At 77.1% G+C, this 1,830-nt stretch carries 2 protein-coding genes; both read right to left on the bottom strand.

Annotation, left to right across the window (positions count from 1 at the left end):
* Positions 1-767: polysaccharide deacetylase family protein (locus ADY01_RS35310; protein ID WP_234320545.1), on the bottom strand; the 767-nt coding region annotated here is incomplete at its 3' end.
* Positions 745-1,830 (bottom strand): lipid II flippase MurJ (locus ADY01_RS35305; RefSeq protein WP_324613486.1); only part of this gene is annotated, 1,086 nt, incomplete at its 5' end. The genes ADY01_RS35305 and ADY01_RS35310, both read right to left, overlap by 23 nt.

The raw sequence follows: 1,830 nt of genomic DNA, 5'->3' as shown, positions 1-1,830 counted from the left end.
GGGGCGGGGGCGGCCGACGGCGCGGGCAACGGCGCGAGCCCGCGGCGGCGCACCGGGTGCAGCCACTGCTTCAGCCGCAGCCGCCGCGCCGTGTCCCGCTCACCCACGTGGATCCGGGGGAGCGCGAACCGCCCGGTCAGGCGCCCCGGATCGACGGCGCAGGCGTAGGCGTACCCGGCCGCCTCGACCGCCTGGACCGCTCCGCGGTCGACCGCGCCATACGGGTAGCAGAAGCCGTGCGGCGGCGCGCCCAGGATGTCGGCCAGCGCCTCGCGGCTGGCGGCCACCTCGCGTTCCAGCAGCTCCGGGGTGGCGCGGCGCAGGTTCTCGTGCCGCATGCCGTGCGAGCCGACCTCCATGCCCGCGGCGGCCACGGCCCTGATGCCGTCCGCGTTGAGCAGCCGCTTGCGCGGCCCGTCGGTGTCCCACGCGTTGCTGCCGTGCAGCCGCCCCGGCAGCACGAACACGGTCGCGGTGCAGCCGTGGCCGCGCAGCAGCGGGATGGCGGTGTCGAGGAAGTCCCGGTAGCCGTCGTCGAAGGTCAGCCCGACCAGCCGCCCGGCCCGCCCGGCGGCGCGGGCGCGCAGCAGCTCGCCGATGGAGACGCCGCGCAGCCCGCGCCTGCGCAGCCAGCCGAGCTGCTGGTGCAGGCGGTCGGGGGTGACGGTGATGCGGTACGGGTCGGGGTCGGTGTAGGCGACCGAGTGGTACATGAACAGCCACAACGGGGTGCGGGCGGCGGCGTCAGCGGACACGGGCACGGACATGGGGGCCCCTTTGCTTGAGATGCCTGAGGTGGGTGAGATTCCTGGGATGTCTGAGGTGGGTGAGAACGAAGGCGAGGGGCGCGGCCTCGGGCACCCGGAGCGCCAGCGCGGCCCCCGCGAAGACGGCCGGGACCAGCAGGCAGCCGAGCGCGAGGTCGGCCGGAGGCCCGGCGGACGGCAGCGCGGACGCCGCCGCCCACCCCCCCCCCGCGGCGGCCAGCGCCGCCGCCCCCAGCCGCGCGAAGCGGCCGAGCAGCAGCCGGGCGTCGACCGGGATGGTGCGGGAGGCGAGCCCCCACAGCAGGAGCAGCGCGGTGACGGTGATGCCCACGGCGTTGGCGGCGGCGATTCCCGGCGCCCCGAACGGGCCGACGGCGACCAGGCCCCCGGCCGCCGTGACGGCGAGGCCCGGCAGCATCGCCGCGACCGGGAACCACGTCGGCCGCCCCGCCGAGAAGAACGGCCGCACCAGCGCCCCGGCCAGCGTGTGCCCGAGCAGCCCGAGCGCGTAGACCCGCATCACCCCGGCCGTCGCCGCCGTGGCCTCGCCGTCGAACGCCCCGCGCTGGAAGAGGAGCGCGATGATCTCGGGGGCGTACGCGACCACATACGCGCCCCCCACCAGCGCGACGACCGCCGCCAGCACCAAGTCCCGTTCCACGCGCGCCCGGGCGCGCGCCAGGTCGCCGTCCGCCACGGCGCGCGCCACCAGGGGCAGGGTGACGGTGCAGATCATCATCGCCAGCACCATGGGCATCTGGGCGACCTTCTGCGCGTAGTTGAGGTGCGAGATGGCGCCCGGCGGCAGCCCTGAGGCGAGGAAACGCTCCACGAAGACCTGGGCCTGGCGGCCGATCGCGAAGAGCGCGACCGGCGCGATGACCGCCACCCCGGCCAGCGCCACGGGCGCGCACACCACACCCGCGCCCCGGCGCGCCCCGGCGCGGCGCCGGAGCGAGACCCGCCGACGCCCCGGACGCCCCGGACGCGCCGACCCCGGCAGGCGCCTCAGCCGCCGCAGGAAGAACGGCAGCTGCACCAGCACCATCAGCACCCCGCCCAG

Source organism: Streptomyces sp. SBT349 (assembly GCF_001083795.1).
Taxonomy (GTDB): Bacteria; Actinomycetota; Actinomycetes; order Streptomycetales; family Streptomycetaceae; genus Streptomyces.
Note: the sequence above shows the minus strand (reverse complement) of the source record. Positions and strands in the feature narration are given on the sequence as shown.